We start from the raw sequence: 20278 nt of genomic DNA, 5'->3' as shown, positions 1-20278 counted from the left end.
AAGCTCAAAATTACTAACAACAATTTTGATTTTCCATTGGAGCAACAACAACACAACAACAAACAAAAACGAATTAAAATTTAGAAGAATTAATTTATGATTCCAAAAGTATTTAACCAAGTAATAGAACTTGGAGATGGAAGAACCATCACATTAGAAACAGGAAAATTAGCAAAACAAGCAGATGGTTCTGTTGTTGTAAGAATGGGAGATACAATGTTATTAGCAACAGTTGTATCAGCAAGAACTGCAAATCCAGGTATTGACTTTTTACCATTAACGGTAGATTACCGTGAAAAATTTGCAGCTGCAGGTCGTTACCCTGGTGGATTTATGAAGCGTGAAGCACGCCCTTCAAACGAAGAAATTTTAACAATGCGTTTAGTAGACCGTGTATTGCGTCCACTATTCCCAAAAGATTACCACGCAGAAACTCAGGTAATGATTCAATTAATGTCTCATGACGAAGAGGTAATGCCAGATGCCTTAGCTGGTTTAGCCGCCTCTGCTGCAATTCAATTATCAGACATCCCATTTGAAGCACCGATTTCAGAAGTACGTGTTGCGCGTATTAATGGTGAATTCATTATCAACCCTAGTGCTACTCAATTAGCTGAAGCGGATATCGACTTAATGGTTGGAGCTTCTAATGACTTTGTTGCAATGGTTGAAGGAGAAATGGATGAAGTTTCTGAAGAAGAAATGGCAGAAGCAATCCGTGTGGCACACGAGGCTATTAAAGTACAATGTGATGCTCAGGTAGCATTGGCAGAAGCTTTTGGTAAAAAAGAAACTCGTGAGTATGAAGGAGAAGCTGAAGACGAAGAGTTAGCACAAAAAATTCATGATGCAGCTTACCAAAAATGTTATGACATTGCTAAAAAAGGAACTTCTAAACAAGAAAGAGGATTAGCTTTTTCTGAAGTTAAAGAAGAGGTTATTGCAATGTTCACCGAAGAAGAATTAGAAGAATACGGTGATTTAGTAGAAAAATATTTTAGTAAAGCACACAAAGCAGCTGTTAGAGATTTAACTTTAAATGAAGGTTTACGTTTAGACGGACGTACCACTACTGATATTAGACCTATTTGGTGTGAGGTAGATTACTTACCAAGAACTCATGGTTCATCAATCTTTACACGTGGAGAAACTCAAGCATTAGCTACAGTAACTTTAGGTACTTCTAGAGATGCAAACATGGTAGATTCTCCAACAATGCAAGGAGAAGAGAAATTCTACTTACACTATAACTTCCCTCCTTTTTCAACTGGAGAAGCACGCCCTTTAAGAGGAACTTCTCGCCGTGAAATTGGTCATGGTAACCTAGCTCAAAGAGCTTTAAAAGGAATGATTCCTGAAGATTGTCCTTATACAGTTCGTATAGTATCTGAAGTATTAGAATCTAATGGTTCTTCTTCAATGGCTACTGTTTGTTCGGGTACAATGGCACTGATGGACGCAGGGGTTCAAATGAAAAAACCAGTTTCTGGTATTGCAATGGGGTTAATTTCTGATGGTGATCGTTATGCAGTTTTATCTGATATTTTAGGAGATGAAGATCACTTAGGAGACATGGACTTTAAGGTAACTGGTACTGCTGATGGTATTACAGCTTGTCAAATGGATATTAAGATTAAAGGATTGTCATATGAAATCTTAGTAAAAGCTTTAAAACAAGCTCGTGATGGTCGTTTACATATCTTAGAAAAATTAACGGATACTATCGCTACTCCAAATGATGATGTTAAATCTCATGCACCTAAAATGGTAAATAGAGTAATTCCTAACGACTTAATTGGAGCATTTATTGGTCCGGGTGGAAAACATATCCAAGAGTTACAAAAAGAAACAGAAACTACGATTGTTATTAACGAAGACCCTGTTACTGAAGAAGGTATCGTTGAGATTTTAGGAACAAATCAAGAAGGAATTGATAAGGTTATCGCTCGCATCGATTCAATGATGTTTAAACCTGAAAAAGGTTCTGTATATGAAGTAAAAGTAGTAAAGTTATTAGATTTTGGTGCTGTTGTAGAATATACTGAAGCTCCAGGAAATGAAGTTTTATTACACGTTAGCGAATTAGCTTGGGAACGCACAAACAACGTAACTGACGTTGTTAATTTAGGAGATATTTTAGATGTAAAATACTTCGGAATTGACCCAAAAACACGTAAAGAAAAAGTATCTCGTAAAGCCTTATTACCTAAACCAGAAGGTTATGTAGCAAGACCTCCTAGAGATAACAACAAAGGAAGAGATAATCGTAATCGCGATAATCGTCGTGACGATAGAAAACCTAGACAAGATAAAAAAGAATCATAAAAATTCTTTAGATATAAAAAAGCAACCTTATAAGGTTGCTTTTTTGTTTTTATATACTTCTTTAAATAAAGAAAGGCTGCTAAAATTAGCAGCCTTTAACTTTAGAGTTGTTTCAGATCATTCCCCAATAATCATATAAAAATCTTACTCTATAAAGAAATCCACTACTATAACAAGTGACTAATAAAATACCCTACCTTTTTTTTGAAAAATTTATTTAAATAAAAAATCTTTTTTTAGCCTTTCTTTTTTTAGTTTTAGTTTTCTTTGCATCCCATTCATGAAAATACAACGAATTACATACATTTCTATAGGAACCAACCAAGGAGATAAGCTGGCTAACATTCAGAAAGCAATTAACTTAATTGCAGATAAAGTAGGTGCTGTATTAAAAGTAGCATCTGTATACGAAACGGCTTCATGGGGATTTGACAGTAATAATTTTTACAATACTTGTATTAAAGTTTCAACGTATTTACCTCCAGAACAGTTAATACTTAGATTACTTTCTATAGAAAAAGAGCTTGGAAGAACTCGAAAAAATACCGAAGGATATTCTGATAGGTTAATAGATTTAGATATTTTATTATTTGATGATGAGATTATCTTCTCTAAAACCTTAATCGTGCCACATCCAAGAATGTTAGATCGTAAATTTGCTTTAGTTCCTTTGGTTCAAATTGCTCGTAATGTTATTCATCCAATTGAAAAAAAGCATTTATACATTTGTTTAGAAAACTGCGCAGACACTTCTGAAATTATCAAGTTAGATGTAAAATTAGAAAGGCCAATTCCTATTACCGAAAAGTATAATTATATAGCTATTGAAGGTAATATTGGTGCCGGAAAAACATCATTAGCCAATATGATGTCTGATGAATTCAATGCTAAAATTGTCTTAGAACGTTTTGCGGACAATCCGTTTTTACCAAAGTTTTATAACGACAATGAACGCTATGCTTTTCCTTTAGAAATGAGTTTTTTAGCAGATCGTTACCAACAGCTTTCTGATGATTTAGCACAGTTCGATTTATTTAAAAATTTTATTGTTTCAGATTACTACATTTTTAAATCACTTATTTTTGCTCAAATTACTTTACATAGTGATGAGTATAAATTGTACAGAAAAATGTTTGATTTAATGTACAAAGAAATCACAAAGCCTGATTTATATGTGTATTTATATCAAAATACAGAGCGTTTGTTAGAAAACATTAAAAAACGCGGGCGCGATTACGAACAAAATATAGAAGCAAGTTATTTACAAAAAATCCATGATGGTTACAGTAATTTCATTAAAACACAACCTGATTTAAACATCCTAATTGTTGATGTTTCTGATTTAGATTTTGTAAACAATTCTAATGATTATGAAACAATTATTAATAAGATAAAAAATTACAACGCATAAAAAAAAGCAGCTTTAAAAGCTGCTTTTTTTATTTCTGAATTAACTCAAGCTTTTCAGCAAAGTAGTCGCAAAAATCGCGCATGGTAGCACTCATTTTTTCATCATTTGTAGCTCTTTCAAAAGAGTTTGCCATAGACACTAAGGTTTGATGAAAAAACTGCTTCATTTCATCTACAGGCATATCTTTAGTCCATAAATCCATACGTAACGTATCTTTTTGTTTATGATCCCAAACAGATAGCATAATTGCTTTTGAAGCTTCATCTTTTATACCTCCGTCTTCTGCATTCCAAATAATTTCTTCTGGAATTCTATTTTCGTCTAACCCTACTTTAAATGTTATTTTTGATGTATGTTCTATCGCCATTATCTTTTTGGTTTATATCTTGAGTTTTTGAAAATCTCCTCTTCACTCGTTTGTAATAATTGATGCAAAGATACATCATTCTTTTGCATGTACGAACGTACGATTTGCCAACCAATCCACTCTCCTATTCTTCCTGGAGATTGACTATCTTCTTCCATATAAAACTTAGAAAAAGGAGCTAAATCTAAAAAGCGTTTATCTACATCTTTACTAGTACTGTACAACAAATCTTTTTCTATAAAATACATCCATATTTGTTCTTCATTACTCTCTGCCCACTCTAGTTTTTTTTGTGAATACCCTATTTTTACAGCATCGGCTACGTTAGGTAAATAAGCATCTAGCAAATACATTTTTTTTCCTCGATAAATCATTTTATCTATGAAACTCCTTGCCATACTAGGTAGCATTTGTTTACCTACTATAGCCTTGGCAACGTCAACTACGATGTGCTTTTTAGTATTATTTTGTTTTACATAAGCTGGATAATCATTATAAAACTCATGTTTTTCACCTAAATAAGCATCTAAAGAAACCAACAACAAACTATCTGTATATACAATTCTGTTATTATAATCAATATTTGTTAGCATGGTAATCACTTTCGGACTAACAAACCTTGGATTATAATATTTTACATGTTTAAATAATGATATTAACTGCTCCTTTTCTTCTTCGACATCAGAAAAAACCTTTTGAGTTTCAGCAAATAATTCTTGCTCATCTTTATTATTAATCTTATTTATCCAAACACTATCAGGTTGTGGAGGGAAAAGCATCGGGTACTTTTCTTTTGTCTTAGTAAGCTCGTTTGTTTTAGTTGTATAAAAGTCAACATCAAAACGTTCTAAATTGACATTTACACTAATATTAGATACATCAACATCTAACTTATTACTTTCTTCGTTTTTACATGAAAAACTTATAAAAACTAAGGCAACTAGTGCTAAAATTTTTCTCATGAACTTTAGTATATTTACATTCTAAATTACAACGTCGAAATTACTAAAATTAGTTTTTACCTCTTAACTGTAAACTCTTAAAATATCACAAAAATGAATACTCCTAAGGTTGCTGAACACATTATAAATTGGTTAAAAGATTACGCTACTAATGCAAAAGTGAATGGTTTTGTTGTAGGAATTTCTGGCGGTATTGATAGTGCAGTTACTTCAACTTTGTGTGCTAAAACTGGTTTACCTACGTTGTGTGTAGAGTTACCTATTCATCAAGCTAAAAGTCAGGTAAACAGAGCTAATGAACACATAAAACAATTAAAAGAACGTTTTAGCAATGTGAGTGAAGCAGAGGTAAACTTAACCTCTACTTTTGAAGATTTTAAAACGATGGTTCCTCCAATAGAGCCTTCTCCTAAAGTTGATTTAGTTTTAGCAAACACTCGTGCTCGTTTACGTATGACAACCTTATACTATTTTGCTGGGTTGCACGGTTTATTAGTTGCAGGAACTGGAAACAAAGTGGAGGATTTTGGTGTTGGGTTTTATACCAAATACGGTGATGGCGGTGTAGATTTAAGTCCTATTGCTGACTTAGTAAAATCAGAAGTATATGAATTGGCCGCATATTTAGATGTTCCTTCTTCTATTCAAAAAGCACAACCTACTGATGGTTTATTTGGTGATAGTAGAACAGACGAAGACCAAATAGGAGCTTCATACGACGAGTTAGAATGGGCAATGGAAATGCAAGATGCTGGTAAAACTGTGGATGACTTTTCTGGTAGAGAACTAGAGGTATATAAAATATACACGCGTCTTAACCGAATTAATCAGCATAAAATGATACCTATTCCTATTTGTGAAATTCCTAAAGAATTTAAATAATAAAATAATTTTACTTTTCTATTAATTTTATTCTTAGTAAGTGATATTTAGATTACACGGTTTAATTTTTCAAAAAGACGTTTTTTCAACCCTGTATAATTACCTATTTCTTCTAGATTAGGCACTGCTTTTTGCTCTTGGCTTTCTTGTAGGATTTCTTTAATTTTTTCTTCAATTAAGACTCTACGCAAGTTTAAAATAGCATCAGTTACCAACTTTGGAAGAATTTTAACGGTTTCTGTTACAAAAACCTCTTTGCGTTCCCAATCACTTAGATTATATTTTTCTTCATCCATCAAAATATTAGTTACTAAACTAGATATTTGTGGATTTTCGTGCATTACCAAATGATCTACTTTAATTTTTTCATCTTGATTTAATTGATGAATTAACTCATAGTAGGTTAATCGAAATATTTCGTTGGTAAACTCTATTTCGTCTTCTTGTAAGTTCAAGTACAACTCGTTTGAAACCGTATTTTGATATTCTTCTTTTTCTAAAAATGGACGCCCTCTTTCATCAACTGTATCTACCCAGTTTACAAAATCAACAACTTCATTTCCGTATAACAACAATATTCTAATAACCTCTTTTTCAAGAATATTTAATTGGTTGATATTGTGTTGCAACTTCCCTTTTCCTCCTTTTATTGCTTCCATTGAAGCTTGTCCTTGCTCTTGAAAGTATTCTGAAGGTGGTTGGTTAGGGTCTTGCCCTGCACTACTCTTTCTCGTTGCTGTTGCTCCTTTTTTTAACAACTGGGCTAACTCACTAAATAATACTCTCTCGGAAATGTCCATAATACGTGCACACTCTTGCACATACACTTCCCGTTGAATACCATCAGGAATTTTAGAAATACTTGTAACTATATCTCGAATTAAACCTGCTTTTTTTACAGGATCATTTGCTGCTTCTTTCATTAATAAAGAAACTTTGAACTCTATAAAGTCTTGTGATTTTTCTTCTAAATATTGTTTTAATTCAGCATTCGAATGCGCTTTAGCAAAACTATCAGGGTCTTCACCTTCTGGAAAAGCTACTACCCTAACGTTCATTCCTTGCTCAAGAATTAAATCTATTCCACGAATTGAGGCTCTAATTCCAGCTGCATCACCATCAAAAAGCACAGTTATATTCTGTGTTAATCGATTTACCAAACGAATTTGATCGGGTGTTAATGCTGTACCAGAAGAGGCTACGACATTTTCAATTCCTGATTGATGAAATGAAATTACATCAGTATATCCTTCTACTAAAAAGCAGTTATCTTCTTTCGCTATTTCTTTTTTAGCTTGGTATAGACCGTAAAGAATTTTACTTTTATGATAGATATCACTCTCAGGAGAATTGAGGTATTTTGCGGCCTTTTTATCGTTAGTAAGTATTCTACCTCCAAAACCTAAAATACGACCAGACATACTGTGAATAGGAAACATCACACGCCCTTTGAATCGGTCGAACTTCCTATCTTCTGCTCCTCCTTCTTTTACAATCGTTAAACCTGTAGATTTTAGATATTTTAAATCATACCCTTTGTCCAGCGCTGCTTTGGTAAAATTATCCCATTCGTCTTTACAATACCCTAAATCAAACTTTTCAATAGTATCTTCTCTAAACCCTCTCTCTTTGAAATAAGACAGCCCAATTGCTCTTCCGTTTTGTGTATTCATTAATACATCATGAAAGTAGTCTTTGGCAAATTTTGAAACCAGGAACATACTTTCTCGCTCATTCATCTGCTGTTTTTGTTCATCAGACTGCTCGGTTTCTTCAATTTCAATATTGTATTTTTTAGCTAACCACCTTATTGCTTCTGGATAGGTATAATGCTCGTGTTCCATTAAAAATGAAATTGCATTCCCTCCTTTTCCCGTACTAAAATCTTTCCATATTTGTTTTACAGGCGATACCATAAACGAAGGAGTACGTTCGTCTGTAAACGGACTTAACCCTTTAAAGTTACTTCCTGATTTTTTTAACTGAACGAATTCTCCTATCACCTCTTCTACTCGAGCGTTCTCAAAAACTTTATCAATGGTTTGTTGGGTTATCATATACTACAGAAATACAGCAAACAAATATACTACTAGTTTTAAAAGTTATTTTATTGTTACAAAACTCTAGGCAAATTTAATTTGCTAAAAACATATAATTACATAATTTTGACAAAAATTTCCCCAAATACAAATTAATGAAAATAATTACTTCAGCTTGTTTTGCAACTTTTTTTGCATTTAACATATATTCACAAGAAACAATTCGTATTCCTGATATTGGCTTAGAAGAATGTTTAATTAACTTAAAAATTGACTCGAATGGTTTGAACGGTAGTATTACAATTAGTGACGCTGAGTATGTTACCAACTTAAATGTTAATGATCCTGTTACTAATAAAGATTTACCTAATGTATATTCTAAAATTAAAGACTTAACAGGCTTAGAAAGTTTTCCTAATTTAAGACGTTTAGATTGTTTTGGCAATGAAATTACTAAAATTGATTTATCACAAAGCTCTTCTATTAGTTTTTTAAACTGTAGTGAAAATAAAATTGAACGTTTGGATGTTAGCAAAAATCATAATTTAACTTATATAAGTTGTGATTATAACAAATTAACATCTTTAATACTTGGTGAAAACCCTAACATTCAAAGTTTATACGCTAGTTACAATCAACTTACTACGTTAGACGTTTCAAACTGCCCTAACTTAGAAAGTATGGATGTTACTGGTAATAAAATTAAAACTATAATTGTTAGTGAAAAGCAATTAGCTAACATTCCTCAAGGATGGTATAAAGACGAAAAAACTACATATACAACCAGTAATGGTACTGTTTCTGATAACAATGTAGCAAAAGAAGAGATTGTTGTAGAACAGGAAGAAAATAAAGTAGAATCTACTGAAAACAAACCTAAGGAAATAAAAAAACCTGTACAAAAGTATGCCGAAAGCTTTATAAAATTGGTTGTTTCTGAATATGAAAAAAGTGTATTAAACGAAACATATTTAAAGCAGATAAGAGAAGATCTTATGTACAAATATGATATTAAAGACGAAGAGATTACTAAATGGATACAGCAATATAGTAAGCTTCATAAAACAGAATAACATATTTAGTTTCAAACGTACTAAAAAAGCCATCAAATTTGATGGCTTTTTTTATTTCTTTCAGTTAATATTTTTAAGATGCTGCTCTTAATTTTTTTAATGCCGATTTTGTTAGTTTAGATTCAGCATATTCTTTTGTTACCTTAAATTCTTTTTCTTCAGAACTTGGCATATCGAACATCGCATCGGTTAAAATAGCTTCACATAACGAACGTAATCCTCGAGCTCCTAGTTTATACTCTACTGCTTTATCAACAATAAATTGTAATGCATCTTCAGTCATTTCAAACGTTACATCATCCATTGCAAACAGTTTTGTATACTGTTTGATTATTGAGTTCTTAGGCTCTGTTAAAATAGCTCTAAGTGTTTTTTCATCTAACGGATTCATATAACTCAATACTGGTAAACGACCAATGATTTCTGGTATTAAACCAAAAGACTTTAAATCTAGAGGTGTAATGTATTGCAATAAGTTATCGTGGTCAATTTTATCTTCTTCTACCGAAGCACTATAACCAACTGCTTGCATATTTAAACGCTTACTAATAAATCTATCAATTCCAGAAAATGCTCCTCCTGCAATAAATAAAATATCTTTAGTATTTACTTCAATAAACTTTTGTTCTGGATGCTTTCTTCCTCCTTTAGGAGCCACATTTACAACTGCTCCTTCTAATAACTTTAATAAAGCTTGCTGCACACCTTCTCCAGAAACATCTCGTGTAATTGATGGATTGTCTCCTTTACGAGCTATTTTATCTATCTCATCAATAAATACTATACCTCTTTCTGCTTTTTCAACATCGTAATCTGCTGCTTGTAACAAACGACTTAAAATACTTTCTACGTCTTCTCCTACATAACCTGCTTGTGTTAATACAGTTGCATCTACGATAGAAAATGGTACATTTAGCATTTTAGCAATTGTACGAGCCACTAAGGTTTTTCCTGTTCCAGTTTCTCCTACTAAAACAATGTTCGATTTTTCTATCTCTACCTCATCTTCATCATCTCTAGTTTGTAACAATCTTTTATAATGATTGTATACAGCTACAGACATAGCTCTTTTAGTTTGATCTTGCCCTATAATATATTCATCTAAAAAAGCTTTGATTTCTCTTGGCTTTTTCAAGGTTAAATCTTTTGATAAATCGCTTGTTTTAGCTTCAGCTATTTCCTCTTCTACAATTCCATAAGCTTGCTCTATACATTTATCACATATATGTGCATCTAAACCAGCAATTAATAAATCGGTTTCTGGTTTTTTACGCCCGCAAAAGGAACATTGTAAATTTTCTTCTTTCGACATCTTATCAGCTTATTGCCAATAGCTCAGTGCTATTAGCTTGTTTATTATTTTCTAGTTAAAATTTCGTCTACCATACCGTATGCTTTTGCTTCGTCGGCCTTCATCCAATAATCTCTATCAGAATCTTTGTTTACTTTTTCTACTGTTTGACCTGAGTGCTTAGCTATGATTTCGTACAACTCATCTTTTAATTTTAAAATTTCACGAGCTGTGATTTCAATATCCGATGCTTGTCCTTGTGCTCCACCTAGTGGCTGATGAATCATAATACGAGAGTGTGGTAACGCTGAACGCTTTCCTTTTTCTCCTGCACACATTAATACAGCTCCCATTGAAGCAGCCATACCTGTACAAATTGTTGCTACATCTGGTTTAATAAATTGCATAGTATCGTAAATACCCAAACCAGCATATACACCACCTCCTGGTGAATTAATGTAAATTGAAATATCTTTTGATGCATCTACACTTTCTAAAAACAATAATTGTGCTTGAATTACATTGGCTACTTGGTCATTAATTCCAGTACCTAAAAAAATAATTCTATCCATCATTAAACGAGAAAAAACATCCATTTGAGTAATGTTCATTTGGCGTTCTTCCATAATATATGGAGTTAAGCTACTTGTTATTTTTCCTAAGTAATTACTATTTATTCCGTGGTGTTTTGTTGCGTATTTTTCGAACTCTTTTCCGTAATCCATTTTTAAAATGTTTTTGGGTTATAAAGATGTAAATATAAGAACTATTTCTTTAGTATTTTGTTACTGTTAATGGCTAAAAAAACCTGAATGTACATTCAGGTTTTTATTTATAATTTTAGTAATTAACTATTACTTGTATACTTCTTTAATGAAATCTTCGTAAGAAACTTCTTTTGTATCAAAGCTCATGTTTTCTTTATAAAAAGCTAATAATTTTTGGCTTATTAATTGAGATTGTAATTTTTGAGCTTCGTCTTGATTTTGTAAGATTCTTCCTGCGATATCATCTAACTCTTTTTCTTCTGGATTCATGTTTCCAAATTGAGCCATTTGAGCTCTAATAAATCCTTTTGCATAGTCTACTAACTCTGCATAGTCTAATTTGATGTCGTTATCTTTCATAATCTTTCCTTCGATTAATTGGTAACGTAATCCTTTTTCAGACTTGTTATATTCTTCAACAGCTTCTTCAGCAGTTAATTCTTTTTCTCCTGCAGTTTGTAACCACTTTTGTAAGAACTCAACTGGTAAATCAAACTTAGTATTATCAACTAAGTTCTCAGTAATTGCGTTTAACAATTGTTGATCTGCTTGTTGTTGGAATTGCTTTTCTGCGTCTTCTTTAATTTTATCTTTTAATTCAGTTACAGTTTTTACACTTCCATCAGCAAATAACTTATCAAATAACTCTTGATCTAATTCTGCTGGTTCTATCTCAGTAATTTCTTCAATAGTAAATGTTACAGGAATATCTAAGTCATGAACCTCTTCGTGAGATACTCCTAAAGCCCCTTGTAACTTGTGCTCGTCTTCAAATAAGTTTTTAGTTTTTAATTCTAAAACGTCTCCAACTTTAGCACCTACAAACTTCTTTAAGTTTGTTTTTCCTTTAATATCTTTTACAGAAATTGTAGATTTTTTGTTGATTTCTTTCTCTTCGTTTACAAAAGTACCAGTTACATTAGTTTGTTCAGCAACTTCGTCTTTAGCAGACATTTTACCGTAACGAGATTGGATGTTTTCAACTTCTTTCTCGATTAACTCGTCTGTAGCAACAATGTTATATTGAGTTACTTTGTTTTTTGGTTGTAAGTTTACGTCGAACTCAGGAGCTAATCCTAATTCGAATTCAAAAGAGAATTTATCAGCATCCCAATTGAAATCTTCTTGAACTCTTGGTAATGGGTTACCTAAGATATCTAACTTCTCTTCAACTAAGAATTTGTTTAACGACTCTTGTAAAAGCTTGTTTACCTCATCAATCATTACTGATTTTCCGTATTGCTTCTTTACCATTCCCATTGGTACATGACCTTTTCTAAAACCAGGAATGTTAGCTGTTTTACGGTAATCGTTTAATACTTTTGTTACTTTATCTTGATAATCTTCTGCAACAATATCAACTTTTACAACTGCATTTAATGCATCTACGTTTTCTTTTGTTATATTCATCTTAAAAATCTGTTTCTTAAAAAATCGGGTGCAAAATTACTACTTTATTTATTGATAACCAAGACTTTTAGTTATAAGAATATTATCTTTTTTACTTCCCTTATTTTCTAGTTTTTAATGTTTTAGGTTACTTATTCGTCTCCTTCTTTTAATAGTGAAAACATTAACGATCTGAAAATTGACAGCAACACACTGAACAAGAGTGCTGTAAAAAATCCGCTAACTGCAAATCCTGACACTAATTTATCTGCCAATAATATAATTACTGCATTAATCACAAATAAGAATAACCCCAATGTAACGATGGTTGCTGGTAGTGTAAAAAATACTAACAACGGACGTACAAACAGGTTTAACAACGCAATTACTACTGCCACAATTACTGCAGTTGTATAACTAGCTACCGTTACTCCTGGTAAAATATTTGCCAATACAATTACTGCTAATGCCGTTAACAATACTTTTAAAAATGTTTTCATATTTCTTTTTTATTTAATTGGTTATGAATTATAAATTTACTCTTTTTCACTGAAACTATTAATTCGTAACACTTCATATACTTTACCACAACCATACCAAAACAGAAACCTGCTGTTTTGACAGGTTTAAAGCTTTGTTTTAATTTTTGATGGATTTTTATTTTAACTTCGTCTTATTTTTAATTAAAACAATAAAATGCTCAAAAAACACTTGGCCTCTTATAATATTCTTTCCGAAGAAGAAATAGACAACTTTGTAAATTTAGTTAGGTATAAAAAACTTAACAAAGGTGATTTTTTTATTCAAGAAGGTAACACTTGCAAAGAAGTAGCTTTTATAACTTCTGGTATTTTTAGGTCGTTTTATCATTCGTCTGACGAAAAAGAAGCTACTTATTGTTTTTTATCAGAAAACTCATTTGTTACTGCATATTCATCTTTTATTTCTCAAACAAAAACTAATGAAAATATTCAAGCGTTAACCAACGCTGAACTATACATCATTACCAAAGAACAATTTGTAGCACTAGAAAACTCAAGTACCAATTGGCTACGCCTTTTTAAAATATTTGCTGAACAAGAATATATAAATCTTGAAAATAGAATATTTGTTTTGCAAAATGAAAGCGCTGAAAACCGTTACAAAAAACTGTTAGAAACGCACCCAAACTACCTAAAAACCATCCCATTACAGTACCTAGCTTCTTATTTAGGAATTACACAACGACATTTAAGCCGAATTAGAAAATCGGTTTTTTATTAGACAATTGTCCTTTTTAGACTTGTAAAACCACCCGTACTTTGCTTTATAATCTTAACTATATTATGAAGCATATTTTATTAATAAACGGACATCCTGATAAAGAAAGTTTTAACCATGCACTGGCAGCTTCTTACAAAAGAGGCGTTTTGGAAACCGATGCTATTATTGAAGAAATTACCATCACTGACTTAAACTTTAATCCCAACCTTAAATTTGGTTACCGAAAAAGAACAGAACTTGAACTTGATTTACAAGAAGCTTTAACTAAAATTAAAAAAGCAGATCATATTGTATGGTTTTTTCCTATTTGGTGGGCTGGTTACCCTGCTATAATGAAAGGTTTTATTGATAGAGCTTTTTTACCAGGAATAACTTTTCAACCTATTGAAGGAAAACCTTTTCCTAAAAAACTTTTAAAAGGTAAAACTGCTCGACTTATCATTACTTCTGACACCCCAAGCTGGTATGATTATCTTTTTATGAAAAGACCCGCTATTAGACAGTTTAAAAAGGGAACCTTAGAATTTTGCGGTATAACTCCTGTAAAAACTACTTTCTTTTCAGTAATAAAAGATTCAACTCCTAAACAAAGAAACTTATGGTTACGTAAAGCATATACTTTAGGTAAAAACAAACAATAACTCAACTTTCTTTTTTTGGTTAAAAAAATACTAGTTTATGTTAAAATTTAAATAGCTATATACTAAAATTCTACAATTACTATTTATATATTTACATTCATATTTTTATGAGATTAGTAATATGAAAAAAGTTAAAGAAGATAAAACTCTTTTGAATAAAGACATTAAAAAACTACTTCCTACAATAAATTTTCATGACACATTCTCTACCACTAATCATACAAACACAATAGAAGAAATTGTAAATTTAATTTTTAATAAACCTCCAGTTTGGGTAGACTTTTTATTTAAATTACGTAATAAAATTGCTGCTTTTTTTAATTTAAAAAACAACTACCCTGATGATTATAACGAGCGGTTTGATGTTGGCGGATATGTAAGTTTCTTTAAAATTTTTTCTATATCAAGTAATGAAGTTGTATTAGGTGCTAATGACACTCATTTAAATTTTAGAGCAATCGTACACAACAATCACGATCCTTTTTATAACATCAAAGTTATTACGTTAGTTGAATACAATAATAAAAAAGGTGAAGTATACATGAAGCTTATAAAACCTTTTCATAGGTTAGTTGTTAAGAGAATGGTTAAAAATGCTTATAAATTAAACAATTAACTTTTTGTACTTTTGAGCTATTAAAAAATAACTCTATTAAACCTATAACCTCAATAAAAGTAACCGATTTTAATCAAAACGAAGTTAACTTACTTGAAAAGTATGCTAACAAAATTCTATTATTGTTGTTTTACAACAATGCTTGTTTAGGTTGCACTGGTAGAGCCATTCCACTAGCCTATAAGTTTAAACAAACATACAAGGATATTGAAGTTATTGGTATTCATAGTAACTTTAGCAATAACAATGTTACCAGGGATGATATCTTGAGTATTTTTACTATAAACGAACTCCCGTTCCCTATTTATATAGATAACAACCACAAAATGTATGATTTTTTTAATTCGGAAGGAACACCTCAATGGGTACTAATAACCCCTAATGGTGAAGTGTATAGATCTATCTTTGGATCGCAAGATAATGCTCAAAATAGATTATATTACGCTTTAGAAAGTTTAACCAAAACAAGTAATTAGATTAGCTAGTTATTCTTTTAACACCTTCGCTACTTGACTGGCTATTGCCTCTTTAACTTCTTTATCTTCTTGTAACAAATACAACAAACTATCTTTTAAACGACTATTAATATCTTTGATTTTATATATTGAAGAAGGTTCGTTTGTTACTGACAAAAGCATTTCTTCTTTACCTGTTAATAACCAAGTTGGGTTTATTTCAGGAAAAGAATGTAGAATTTTGTTTAAAACATTACTTTTAAATGATGATTTTCTTCGTATTGCCGTTCCAATAGAGTTGTTAGAAACATCAATAATTTCTTCAAAAGACCTTATATTTAACCTTTTATAGTTAATCACCTCCTCTACCCTTTTATATGTTTCATCTACAAAGTCGCTCATTAAAAATAACTTTTTTCTAAAATTTATTTAATTTTGTTTTCGTATTTAGATTTTTGTTTGTATTTTTACTTCGTAATAAGTACACAATACGTACAAATATAAATTAAAAAGTGCTATCAACTTCTAAAAAACAACTTGAGTTTTTATGATAACTGCTACACAACGAAAAGAATTAGAAAAAATTAAGCCACCTAAATACCGCGACAAGGTAAAAAACTACTTGAGTAAAAACGGTCATGATTTCTCTTTAGAAACCATACAAAAAGTATACTCAGGTAAAAGGAAAAACTTAATTATTGAAAAAGCTATAGTAAATGTTTTTTACAACTACATGAAAAACCAACAAATAATTGATGACAATATCAACTATTTAATTGACGAGATAAACAGTGATTTCCCTTAATAATTTTTTTGTTTTTCGCCGGGGGGCGATTATTTTAAGCGAGGGACTAGGGATTAATAAATTCCTCCTCGCTTTTTATTTTAAAAAAGTTACAGCTTCTTTATAAAAATATTCTGGATTTTCAGCATGCAGCCAGTGTCCAGCATTGGGTATTGTTTTTATCACTGCTTTTGGAAAATGTGCCTGAATTAATGGCTCATCTTCTTTTGATATATATCCTGAATTCGATCCACGCAAAAACAACGTTTTTCCTTCAAAAACTGTAAAAGACGGCAACGCAACACCTACTTCACTATTATTTTCTGTTAACGACTTTAAATTAAAACGAAACCCTAATTCGTCTTTCGTTTTTCTGTACACATTCTTGGCTAAAAATTGACGGATTCCTTTTTCTGGAATTAACTCAGCTAATTTTTCATCTACTAATTTACGTGAAGTTTGCACCGAAAAATCTACGGAGTTTAACGCCGCTAAAATTTCGTGATGATGTGGCGGATACATTCTTGGAGAAATATCGGCTACAATTAGTTTATTTACTAACTCAGGGTATTCGGTTGCAAATAACATTACTGTTTTTCCTCCCATAGAATGCCCTAACAAATCTACTTTTTTAAGATTATGATATTGAATGTAATTATACAAATCTTCTACCATTAACTCATAATCAAAAGCGTCCGAATGAAAACTTCGTCCATGATTACGCTGATCTATTAAGTGCACCTCAAAACCATCTTCTGCAAATTTATTGGCATGCGACTTCCAATTGTCTCCCATACCAAAGTATCCATGCAAAATAAGTAACGGGGATCCTTCTCCAATGATTTTTGAATGTAATACTTCCATAATTATTGCAAACGATGTAAATACATATTCACAACATTTTCTAAGCCTAAATATAAACTTTCAGATATTAACGCATGCCCTATAGACACTTCAGCCAAATGAGGAATATTTTGTTTAAAAAATTGAATATTATCTAAGCTTAAATCATGACCTGCATTAACTCCTAAACCTAATTCATTTGCTAAAATTGCAGCTTCCGCGTATGGTTTTACCGCTTCTTTGTTTCCTTTTTCGTACTGCGTGGCAAACTCCTCTGTATACAACTCAACTCTATCGGCTCCTGTTTTAGCAGCAGCTTCAATTAACTTTAAATTTGTATCAATAAAGATTGATGCTCTAATTCCTGCTTCTTTAAACTCAGCAATCACATCTTTTAAATACGATTGATGTGTTATAGTATCCCAACCAGCGTTAGATGTAAGTTGATCAACGCTATCAGGCACCAACGTTACTTGTGTTGGTTTAATTTCTAACACCATTTGTTTAAATTTATCAATTGGATTTCCTTCAATATTATATTCAGTTGTTACAATTGATTTTAAATCATAAGCATCTTGGTAACGAATATGACGTTCATCTGGCCTTGGATGAATTGTGATCCCTTCGGCCCCAAAACTTTGTATGTCAGTTGCTACTTTTAGTAAATTAGGCACGTTACCACCTCTAGAATTACGAAGTGTAGCTATTTTATTAATATTAACACTTAACTTTGTCATGTTGTAAAATTATAGGACAAAGGTAACGCATTCAAACATTTTAAACTATATTCGTAGTAATGAAAATCAATGATTTTATATTAAAAGAAATTAAAGCACTTACGCTAAACGACACAGTGAAAAGTGCTCAAAAGCTGTGTAATGATTTACCTATAACTCATATTCCTGTTGTTGAAAACGACAGATTAATAGGTTGTTTACCTGAAAGTGATATTCAAACTATTGAAAATAAAAATCGTACACTGAGTGAATACTCTTATTTACTAGATCATTTTTACACAAATGAAAATGCTACACTACTCGATTTAATTACTTTATTTGCTGATAACGACTCGAATTTAATTCCTGTTATAGATAAAAACCTGCATTATGTAGGCTATTATGAATTGAGTGATATTTTAGATGCTTTTGCTAACAGCCCTTTTTTACATAATGAAAGTGATACTTTAATTATTGACAAGAATAAAACAGATTATTCTATGGGGCAAGTAGCTCAAATAGTTGAAGCCAATAACGGTAAATTATTAGGTGCATATATTTCTTCAGAAAACATAAATAGCATTGAAGTAACCCTTAAAGTTGTTTCAGAAGAAATAAATGAAATTATTCAAACATTTCGTAGGTACGGTTACAACGTTATTACACAACACGAAGATGATTTTTATTTAGAAGAACTTAAAGATAGAGCTGCTTATTTAAGAAAGTACTTGGATATGTAATTTTTTCAATAACCAACACAAAATTTTAACAGTGAAAAAAGTCGCTATTTACGGTCAAGCATATACTACACTTGCAGATAAAGAGGTTAAAATTCTTTTAACTATCTTAGAAAAACATAATATTGTTGTTTTTTTTGAACAACAATTCTATAATTTATTTCTTGAAAAGAATTCACTAAATAAAAAGTATCCTACCTACGCACATTTTAATGACTTATCAAACACTTTTGATGTAATGTTTACAATAGGTGGAGATGGTACTATTTTGAGAGCTGTAACCTACATTAGAGATTTAGATATTCCTATCATGGGTATTAATACGGGGCGTTTAGGTTTTTTGGCCACCATACAAAAAGATCAAATTGAAGAAGCAATTAACTTAATGCTTAAAAAAGAATATACACTTCAAGAACGATCTTTATTACAAATAGAAACTTCTCCTACAACTGAAGATTTTTCTGAACTTAACTTTGCTCTTAATGAGGTTACTATTGCTAGAAGAAACACAACTTCTATGATTGGAATTAAAACCTCATTAAACGAAGAATATTTAACAAATTATTGGGCTGATGGATTAATTATAGCAACACCAACAGGTTCTACAGGATATTCACTTAGTTGTGATGGTCCTGTTATTTTACCTAATTCAAAAAGCTTTGTTATTACTCCCATTGCACCACATAATTTAAATGCGCGTCCAATGGTTATTCCAGATGATACTGATATTCTTTTAGAAGTAAGTGCTAGAGAAAAAGATTTTTTAATCTCTCTAGATTCACGCATTACCACTGTTTCCTTAGGAACTGAAATAAAAATACAAAAAGCACCATTTACCATAAAAAGTATTTTACCAAAGAATCAATCTTATTTAAATACCTTGCGCGGAAAACTTTTATGGGGAGAAGACATACGAAATGAATCCTTATAACGATAATGATTACAATAAAACCACAAAAAAAAAGTTAATCAAAAAGACAGATTATTAACTTTTTAAAGCAAATTCAATTCCCTATATTTGCACGCTATTTTACAATGAGAGGACTTATTTTATTAATATTATTGGCTTGTGTAGTAACACCTCTACAATCACAAACACACGAAATTGGTTTCTTTGCCGGTGGTTCTAACTATGTTGGTGATATTGGTAGTACCAATTACATACACCCTAATGAGTTTGCCGGTGGTCTTATATACAAGTATAACTTAAACCCAAGAATTGCCTTAAGAGGAACATATACTTACATTCCTATTTCTGGTAATGATAACAATGCTGATAATGCTTTTCGCCAAAATAGAGGTATTAGCTTTTCAAACACCATTCATGAATTTGCAGCTGGAGTAGAATTTAATTTCTTTGATTATAACATCAGCGATTACAGAACTTCATTTACTCCTTATATATTAGCTGAAATTGCTGCTTTTAATTACAAAAGTCCAGAACCAACTTCATCAAGTAATACAGTTCTCTTAAAAAACAAATTTTCATATACTATTCCTGTAGGTATTGGATTAAAGGGAAGATTAACCGATAATTTTGCCATTGCTTTTGAAACAGGTATACGATTCACATTCGTAGACGATTTAGACTTTACAACAGATAAAATAAACTCACTAGATTTTGGGGGTAATGGAAATGACTGGTATGTATTCTCAGGAGTTTCTATTGTATATACCTTTGGAAGACCACCTTGCTTTGGTGGAATAGCACAATAAT

Annotated in this window: 22 protein-coding genes; 12 read left to right on the top strand and 10 right to left on the bottom strand. The window is 31.4% G+C overall.

What is annotated here, in order from left to right; genetic code table 11:
- The first annotated feature begins 96 nt into the window (after window positions 1-96).
- Window positions 97-2325, top strand: a complete 2229-nt coding sequence (locus ABHQ57_RS04820; RefSeq protein WP_159614057.1) for a polyribonucleotide nucleotidyltransferase — start codon at window positions 97-99, stop codon at window positions 2323-2325.
- 280 nt (window positions 2326-2605) lie between these two features.
- The gene (gene folK, locus ABHQ57_RS04815; RefSeq protein ID WP_159614059.1) at window positions 2606-3736 is read left to right on the top strand and encodes a 2-amino-4-hydroxy-6-hydroxymethyldihydropteridine diphosphokinase; all 1131 of its coding nucleotides are present in this window, start codon (window positions 2606-2608) and stop codon (window positions 3734-3736) included.
- 28 nt (window positions 3737-3764) lie between these two features.
- Here the strand turns inward: folK and gldC are convergent, their stop codons facing one another.
- Complete coding sequence (gene gldC, locus ABHQ57_RS04810; RefSeq protein ID WP_389862544.1) at window positions 3765-4103, bottom strand: gliding motility protein GldC; 339 nt, start codon at window positions 4101-4103, stop codon at window positions 3765-3767.
- Window positions 4103-5065, bottom strand: coding sequence for a gliding motility lipoprotein GldB (gldB, locus tag ABHQ57_RS04805; RefSeq protein ID WP_173360536.1), 963 nt, complete (start codon window positions 5063-5065; stop codon window positions 4103-4105). Before gldB ends, gldC begins: the two co-directional genes overlap by 1 nt.
- 93 nt (window positions 5066-5158) lie before the next feature.
- Here gldB and nadE point away from each other — a divergent pair, with 93 nt between their 5' ends.
- Complete coding sequence (nadE, locus tag ABHQ57_RS04800) at window positions 5159-5947, top strand: NAD(+) synthase (protein ID WP_389862540.1); 789 nt, start codon at window positions 5159-5161, stop codon at window positions 5945-5947.
- A gap of 47 nt (window positions 5948-5994) precedes the next feature.
- Here nadE and dnaG read toward each other — a convergent pair whose 3' ends face one another.
- Window positions 5995-8004 carry a DNA primase gene (gene dnaG / locus ABHQ57_RS04795; RefSeq protein WP_389862537.1) on the bottom strand — a complete coding sequence of 670 codons (2010 nt, stop codon included), beginning with the start codon at window positions 8002-8004 and terminating at the stop codon, window positions 5995-5997.
- A 137-nt stretch (window positions 8005-8141) separates the two neighbouring features.
- On the opposite strand from dnaG, the gene ABHQ57_RS04790 reads away from it, so the two are divergent.
- Complete coding sequence (locus ABHQ57_RS04790; RefSeq protein WP_389862534.1) at window positions 8142-9059, top strand: leucine-rich repeat domain-containing protein; 918 nt, start codon at window positions 8142-8144, stop codon at window positions 9057-9059.
- Window positions 9060-9132: 73 nt separating this feature from the next.
- Here ABHQ57_RS04790 and clpX read toward each other — a convergent pair whose 3' ends face one another.
- The 4 genes from clpX to ABHQ57_RS04770 form a co-directional block, all read right to left on the bottom strand.
- A complete protein-coding gene (gene clpX, locus ABHQ57_RS04785; RefSeq protein ID WP_047788619.1) occupies window positions 9133-10371 on the bottom strand; it encodes an ATP-dependent Clp protease ATP-binding subunit ClpX in 1239 nt (412 codons plus the stop codon).
- A gap of 44 nt (window positions 10372-10415) precedes the next feature.
- Window positions 10416-11075, bottom strand: a complete 660-nt coding sequence (clpP, locus tag ABHQ57_RS04780) for an ATP-dependent Clp endopeptidase proteolytic subunit ClpP (protein WP_047788620.1) — start codon at window positions 11073-11075, stop codon at window positions 10416-10418.
- Between the two features lie 129 nt (window positions 11076-11204).
- Entirely contained in the window at window positions 11205-12527 is a 1323-nt protein-coding gene (gene tig / locus ABHQ57_RS04775) for a trigger factor (RefSeq protein WP_047788621.1), read from the bottom strand.
- A gap of 131 nt (window positions 12528-12658) precedes the next feature.
- Complete coding sequence (locus ABHQ57_RS04770) at window positions 12659-13006, bottom strand: phage holin family protein (RefSeq protein ID WP_047788622.1); 348 nt, start codon at window positions 13004-13006, stop codon at window positions 12659-12661.
- A gap of 196 nt (window positions 13007-13202) precedes the next feature.
- Between ABHQ57_RS04770 and ABHQ57_RS04765 the strand changes: the two genes are divergently transcribed.
- From ABHQ57_RS04765 to ABHQ57_RS04750, 4 genes are all read left to right on the top strand, one after another.
- Window positions 13203-13769, top strand: a complete 567-nt coding sequence (locus ABHQ57_RS04765; RefSeq protein WP_047788623.1) for a Crp/Fnr family transcriptional regulator — start codon at window positions 13203-13205, stop codon at window positions 13767-13769.
- A 62-nt stretch (window positions 13770-13831) separates the two neighbouring features.
- Window positions 13832-14410: an NAD(P)H-dependent oxidoreductase gene (locus ABHQ57_RS04760; RefSeq protein ID WP_047788624.1), complete on the top strand. Its 579-nt coding sequence runs from the start codon at window positions 13832-13834 to the stop codon at window positions 14408-14410.
- 121 nt (window positions 14411-14531) lie between these two features.
- Window positions 14532-15026: a DUF2867 domain-containing protein gene (locus ABHQ57_RS04755; protein WP_053056652.1), complete on the top strand. Its 495-nt coding sequence runs from the start codon at window positions 14532-14534 to the stop codon at window positions 15024-15026.
- Window positions 15014-15502, top strand: a complete 489-nt coding sequence (locus tag ABHQ57_RS04750; protein ID WP_389863173.1) for a TlpA family protein disulfide reductase — start codon at window positions 15014-15016, stop codon at window positions 15500-15502. The genes ABHQ57_RS04755 and ABHQ57_RS04750 overlap by 13 nt, the downstream gene beginning before the upstream one ends.
- 9 nt (window positions 15503-15511) lie before the next feature.
- Here ABHQ57_RS04750 and ABHQ57_RS04745 read toward each other — a convergent pair whose 3' ends face one another.
- Entirely contained in the window at window positions 15512-15883 is a 372-nt protein-coding gene (locus ABHQ57_RS04745; protein WP_047788626.1) for a hypothetical protein, read from the bottom strand.
- 145 nt (window positions 15884-16028) lie between these two features.
- On the opposite strand from ABHQ57_RS04745, the gene ABHQ57_RS04740 reads away from it, so the two are divergent.
- The gene (locus tag ABHQ57_RS04740) at window positions 16029-16286 is read left to right on the top strand and encodes a hypothetical protein (RefSeq protein WP_167713089.1); all 258 of its coding nucleotides are present in this window, start codon (window positions 16029-16031) and stop codon (window positions 16284-16286) included.
- Between the two features lie 75 nt (window positions 16287-16361).
- Here the strand turns inward: ABHQ57_RS04740 and ABHQ57_RS04735 are convergent, their stop codons facing one another.
- Entirely contained in the window at window positions 16362-17129 is a 768-nt protein-coding gene (locus tag ABHQ57_RS04735; RefSeq protein WP_389862524.1) for an alpha/beta fold hydrolase, read from the bottom strand.
- Between the two features lie 2 nt (window positions 17130-17131).
- Window positions 17132-17845, bottom strand: coding sequence for a pyridoxine 5'-phosphate synthase (locus ABHQ57_RS04730; protein WP_073181874.1), 714 nt, complete (start codon window positions 17843-17845; stop codon window positions 17132-17134).
- A 59-nt stretch (window positions 17846-17904) separates the two neighbouring features.
- Here ABHQ57_RS04730 and ABHQ57_RS04725 point away from each other — a divergent pair, with 59 nt between their 5' ends.
- The 3 genes from ABHQ57_RS04725 to ABHQ57_RS04715 all read left to right on the top strand — a co-directional run bounded on the left by ABHQ57_RS04725 (window position 17905) and on the right by ABHQ57_RS04715 (window position 20277).
- Window positions 17905-18564 (top strand): CBS domain-containing protein, encoded by a 660-nt coding sequence (locus ABHQ57_RS04725; protein ID WP_047788630.1) that lies wholly within the window; start codon window positions 17905-17907, stop codon window positions 18562-18564.
- 31 nt (window positions 18565-18595) lie between these two features.
- On the top strand, window positions 18596-19492 hold the full coding sequence (locus ABHQ57_RS04720) for an NAD kinase (protein ID WP_082118619.1): 897 nt from the start codon (window positions 18596-18598) through the stop codon (window positions 19490-19492).
- Between the two features lie 104 nt (window positions 19493-19596).
- A complete protein-coding gene (locus ABHQ57_RS04715; protein WP_073181876.1) occupies window positions 19597-20277 on the top strand; it encodes a DUF6089 family protein in 681 nt (226 codons plus the stop codon).
- Window position 20278: the final 1 nt, after the last annotated feature.

Origin of the sequence: Tenacibaculum sp. ZH5_bin.1, from assembly GCF_042865525.1 — a bacterium.
GTDB lineage: Bacteria > Bacteroidota > Bacteroidia > Flavobacteriales > Flavobacteriaceae > Polaribacter > Polaribacter mesophilus.
Note: the sequence above shows the minus strand (reverse complement) of the source record. Positions and strands in the feature narration are given on the sequence as shown.

Bases quoted from the DNA above. Each gene is read 5' to 3' on its own strand.
- clpP (WP_047788620.1), bottom strand. From the start codon at position 11,075: ATGGATTACGGAAAAGAGTTCGAAAAATACGCAACAAAACACCACGGA.
- ABHQ57_RS04740 (WP_167713089.1), top strand. From the start codon at position 16,029: ATGATAACTGCTACACAACGAAAAGAATTAGAAAAAATTAAGCCACCT.
- gldB (WP_173360536.1), bottom strand. From the start codon at position 5,065: ATGAGAAAAATTTTAGCACTAGTTGCCTTAGTTTTTATAAGTTTTTCA.
- ABHQ57_RS04715 (WP_073181876.1), top strand. From the start codon at position 19,597: ATGAGAGGACTTATTTTATTAATATTATTGGCTTGTGTAGTAACACCT.
- ABHQ57_RS04790 (WP_389862534.1), top strand. From the start codon at position 8,142: ATGAAAATAATTACTTCAGCTTGTTTTGCAACTTTTTTTGCATTTAAC.
- ABHQ57_RS04765 (WP_047788623.1), top strand. From the start codon at position 13,203: ATGCTCAAAAAACACTTGGCCTCTTATAATATTCTTTCCGAAGAAGAA.
- nadE (WP_389862540.1), top strand. From the start codon at position 5,159: ATGAATACTCCTAAGGTTGCTGAACACATTATAAATTGGTTAAAAGAT.
- ABHQ57_RS04820 (WP_159614057.1), top strand. From the start codon at position 97: ATGATTCCAAAAGTATTTAACCAAGTAATAGAACTTGGAGATGGAAGA.
- ABHQ57_RS04755 (WP_053056652.1), top strand. From the start codon at position 14,532: ATGAAAAAAGTTAAAGAAGATAAAACTCTTTTGAATAAAGACATTAAA.
- ABHQ57_RS04735 (WP_389862524.1), bottom strand. From the start codon at position 17,129: ATGGAAGTATTACATTCAAAAATCATTGGAGAAGGATCCCCGTTACTT.
- dnaG (WP_389862537.1), bottom strand. From the start codon at position 8,004: ATGATAACCCAACAAACCATTGATAAAGTTTTTGAGAACGCTCGAGTA.
- ABHQ57_RS04745 (WP_047788626.1), bottom strand. From the start codon at position 15,883: ATGAGCGACTTTGTAGATGAAACATATAAAAGGGTAGAGGAGGTGATT.
- tig (WP_047788621.1), bottom strand. From the start codon at position 12,527: ATGAATATAACAAAAGAAAACGTAGATGCATTAAATGCAGTTGTAAAA.
- folK (WP_159614059.1), top strand. From the start codon at position 2,606: ATGAAAATACAACGAATTACATACATTTCTATAGGAACCAACCAAGGA.
- ABHQ57_RS04730 (WP_073181874.1), bottom strand. From the start codon at position 17,845: ATGACAAAGTTAAGTGTTAATATTAATAAAATAGCTACACTTCGTAAT.
- ABHQ57_RS04725 (WP_047788630.1), top strand. From the start codon at position 17,905: ATGAAAATCAATGATTTTATATTAAAAGAAATTAAAGCACTTACGCTA.
- gldC (WP_389862544.1), bottom strand. From the start codon at position 4,103: ATGGCGATAGAACATACATCAAAAATAACATTTAAAGTAGGGTTAGAC.
- ABHQ57_RS04770 (WP_047788622.1), bottom strand. From the start codon at position 13,006: ATGAAAACATTTTTAAAAGTATTGTTAACGGCATTAGCAGTAATTGTA.
- clpX (WP_047788619.1), bottom strand. From the start codon at position 10,371: ATGTCGAAAGAAGAAAATTTACAATGTTCCTTTTGCGGGCGTAAAAAA.
- ABHQ57_RS04760 (WP_047788624.1), top strand. From the start codon at position 13,832: ATGAAGCATATTTTATTAATAAACGGACATCCTGATAAAGAAAGTTTT.